Annotated in this window: 4 protein-coding genes and 1 pseudogene; all 5 read left to right on the top strand. The window is 38.0% G+C overall.

The features are described 5' to 3' along the window. The first annotated feature begins 367 nt into the window (after positions 1–367). Positions 368–1309 (top strand): VOC family protein, encoded by a 942-nt coding sequence (locus tag AC1DWN_RS30250; protein ID WP_477562566.1) that lies wholly within the window; start codon positions 368–370, stop codon positions 1307–1309. Continuing rightward, positions 1299–2108, top strand: a complete 810-nt coding sequence (locus tag AC1DWN_RS30245) for a hypothetical protein (RefSeq protein WP_477562565.1) — start codon at positions 1299–1301, stop codon at positions 2106–2108. Before AC1DWN_RS30250 ends, AC1DWN_RS30245 begins: the two co-directional genes overlap by 11 nt. Before the next feature lie 127 nt (positions 2109–2235). Further along, the gene (locus tag AC1DWN_RS30240; protein WP_477562564.1) at positions 2236–2619 is read left to right on the top strand and encodes a nuclear transport factor 2 family protein; all 384 of its coding nucleotides are present in this window, start codon (positions 2236–2238) and stop codon (positions 2617–2619) included. 182 nt (positions 2620–2801) lie between these two features. Beyond that, positions 2802–3074 (top strand): hypothetical protein, encoded by a 273-nt coding sequence (locus AC1DWN_RS30235; RefSeq protein ID WP_477562563.1) that lies wholly within the window; start codon positions 2802–2804, stop codon positions 3072–3074. Positions 3075–3356: 282 nt separating this feature from the next. Continuing rightward, positions 3357–3674, top strand: a pseudogene (locus tag AC1DWN_RS30230) (carboxylesterase/lipase family protein); the annotation flags it as partial.

Below are 3674 nucleotides of genomic sequence, written 5' to 3'. Positions count from 1 at the left end.
TATCTGAGTTAAGTGAGGTCCAAAGAACAAGGGCTCTGGATGCATTAGAATATCGAGGACAAGTAATAAGTCGAGCCTTTTGAAAGACTTGCTCGATTAAGCTAACGGGCAGGCTAGTGTGTTTTAGAAAAGAAATTCCCAAAAAATTCATTTCTACAGTAAGTCAGGTTTGCGACATCATGTGGCATCAAAATAACTGTAAGTCACAAAAACAAAGGAGGAAATATGGAATCTAGTATGACTTGCGCGATCATGAGATTTCCAGATCAAATGGAAAGCCTCATGGGCCTGTGGACATGAGGGAAGTCTGGTAGCCGTATTCGAAGAAAATGTCAACAAATTTATGAAGTATAAAAGGAGGAAGAAAATGAGTAACGTTAATGGCAATGTTGTTGAGGAGAAAAATGTAGACCCAAGCAAAGAAAATTTAGTGGGAAATGATGTGTTTATTAATTCTTTTGCTCATCTGACATACAGTTCACTTTATACAAGTGATTTACAGAAATCCATCAAGTGGTATTATAAAGCCTTTGGGATTCAAATCGTATCGATTAATTCTGACTTCGCAACCATGGAATTTGCACCGGGTCGTATCGTGTTTTTTGAAAGAGATCCCGGTTCTCCTCGTCAAATAAGCTTTATAACTAGTAATATAGCGGCATTAAGGCGACAACTGATTCTTGCGAATGTTGAAATCGACGCAGATGATGAATCCTACCTGAGAATCAAGGATATCGACGGGAATACGATTGAGGTTAGAACAGCTGAATATGATTGGTTGGACATATCGATGCCAAGTATGTTCGTACGTGATTTAATACGTTGTCGATTGGATACAAGGGATGAAATGCATTTAATAGCCATGCAAATAACGGATGATATTGAATTTCATACAGCTTCTACTACACTTCTTTCCATGTGTGAACATCATCGATTGAACATAGATGGAGAACCGTTCATCGCATCTCGATATTCCGACAAAGTTGAGGCGATATTCGCATGTGTTGCAGTTACACAACATTTTGTTGATCAACTTTCTGACGGGGCGGAATACATACACATTCCAAAGCATGATTATGCTATTTTCCCGGTATCCTACGACACTATTGACAAGCTTCGTACGTTCCATATTCGTGACAGAGCTCATTTTATGAGCTGGTCGTTTACCAAGCCTGAGGAGAGCTATTACATACTAGAATATTACAAAGATGATTTCATTCACGTGCATATGCCCTATTACTGGGATAGAGGCTGGCAAATACATGATAATCTTATGAAAAATAAGGGGGCTGAAGATCATGATCAGTAGACAGTATTTAGAATTCTCGATGATTACTATGTACTCAAGTGACATAAAAGCGTCGTCCAAATGGTTTTACACGATGTTGGGGTTTCAAGTATTACAATTAAACACGCACAGTGCTGTCATACAAATTGCGCCAGGAGTTTTATTTAATTTAAGCACGAATGAAAATTCAGCGAGAAGGTTAGATCTTTCAACGAGGTATTCTGCAGAACTGCGGAGTCGCCTTATAGCCAATCATATAGAAATCGAAGCAGAGGATGATAATCATTGGTTTGCATTTAGGGATCCTGATCACAACTTTATATCTGCTTGGGCTGGCGGCTTTGGAATGGAGTTTATTAAGACCAAACTAGCAGATCATGTTGAAAACGATGCAAAAAGGTGCTATCTCATATCAAAAGATGAAACTCATCTCATAGCCCAAAAGATATCGAACCAAGATGAATTTGCTAATGCATCCGCTGAATTGTCGCTATTATGCCAACAGCAAGGGATAGTAACAGTAGGTGAAGCAATGACAGCTTCAAAATATTCACAACAAGTTGATGCAGTCTATGTCTTTATTCCCTTGGCTGAGCAACCATTAGAACAATTGCCGAATGGCACTGAATACATTCGAATCCCTGCACAAGATTATACTGTCTTCCAGATACATAGGTCAAAGATTGACGACTTAAGATCGAATCAAATCCCAGATAGAGTCAAATTAATGAATGAAGCATTGACTAGACCTGAAAGCTTTTATATTCTGGAAAGCTATAAAGATGATAAATACATTCAAGCATATATCCCTTTTGTTTAAGATTAGCTAAATAAACTAACGGGAAGGTTAGTTTAATACAATTTTCAGTCGCCTTGTTTCAAATAAAGGAAAAACTATCAGTTCTAAAGAGTATGGATAGAGTACAGTCTAAGACAGGAGTATAACTATGATTAGTGAAGAAACCCAAGCAATCATCGGAAATTATGTTGAGGCCTATAATTCATTTGATGTCGAGAGTATGGTTAAACTTTTACATATGGATATTTTGTTTAGAAATTTTTCCAATGGTGAAATTAACACAGAGACCAGAGGAATACAAGAGTTTAAAGAACTGGCAGAAAAGTCGTCAAAGATATTCTCTAGTCGACATCAGACAATTACCAATTTCAGTGCTATAGATGACAGCGTAGAAATACACATTGATTATGAAGCAATACTGGCTGTTGATTTGCCTAACGGATTAAAGATTGGAGATACGCTTCAACTAAAAGGGAAGTCAGTATTTAGAATTAAAGAAGGAAAAATATTATTGATTTCAGATTATAGTTAAATAACTTGATGAGACATCGCATGATTAAGCTAGCGGAGAATGATAGTTAAATATAGGTAGGGCTACTCTACCCTTACCATTTGCATTTCGACGATAATAAAATTAAGTATCGATCAGCCTCTCTTATTGCATTTTTTGGACTATTATCTGAGTGGTAAGATGGCAGTGGATTTCCTTTTTATATGACGAGAAAAGAACTTAACGAATGCCACGATTTTGAGAAATATATGGATGCATTATTACAACGCCAGAGTGAAATTGAGCGGGAGTTTCCAAACATCTTTTATGCGATCGTGATTACTTTACGTTGGCTGATTCACCATGAAGATTTAATTGATACATTCTCATATATTGATGAGCAAAAAGTTATCAACTATATAACAGCCATGAAAAGTATCGAAATAATAGAAAGCAGTGAGGTTTATAAATTGGCTTTAGTTAGGACGTGTAACTGAGCAGGAGAACTATAGTTCAATAAAACAGCGTCAGCCAAGGACTTTATTTTCCCGTCCATGGCTGACGCTGTTTCTAATATTGAGGTGAGTTTATGACTTTTTTTCCTTGAGCACGAGAAAGGGGCGAAAGATGCTTTTTGGCAGGTCAATTCTAGTTATTGGATTGCACGCAAAAAAAATTTTTAAAAAAATCAAACCTATCATTCCTCCGCAGCGTTATCTCTACATGTAAAGACCATAAAGGAGGAATTATTAATKCTTACACGATTAAAGAAACTATTTTTGATTACTGCAATGTGCACGACAATCATTGTTGCTCCGCTGGGCACAGCGTCTGCAGAATCGTCGTCCGCGATCAAGACCGATGCCGATACAGCATCCGAGCTTGGGCTGCTTGTTGGAGACGGCACTGGAGTGGATGCTGCCTATTTGAGTAAAACGTCTACGCGCTTGCAAGCTGCAATTATTTCACTCCGTCTTAATGGTAAGTTGAACGAAGCGCTAGCTTTTATAGGCACAACTAATTTTGCCGACGCTGCACAGGTTAGCAAAGCCAATCAATCCGTTCTGGCCTATTTGAAGAGCAACCCGGAGTTAGGC

The sequence above is a fragment of the Paenibacillus sp. P4_A7 genome (genome assembly GCF_056402455.1).
The sequence above is the reverse complement of the archived record's forward strand: the minus strand, read 5'-3'. Positions and strand labels throughout refer to the sequence as shown.

Bases quoted from the DNA above. Each gene is read 5' to 3' on its own strand.
- AC1DWN_RS30250 (WP_477562566.1), top strand. From the start codon at position 368: ATGAGTAACGTTAATGGCAATGTTGTTGAGGAGAAAAATGTAGACCCA.
- AC1DWN_RS30245 (WP_477562565.1), top strand. From the start codon at position 1,299: ATGATCAGTAGACAGTATTTAGAATTCTCGATGATTACTATGTACTCA.
- AC1DWN_RS30240 (WP_477562564.1), top strand. From the start codon at position 2,236: ATGATTAGTGAAGAAACCCAAGCAATCATCGGAAATTATGTTGAGGCC.
- AC1DWN_RS30235 (WP_477562563.1), top strand. From the start codon at position 2,802: ATGACGAGAAAAGAACTTAACGAATGCCACGATTTTGAGAAATATATG.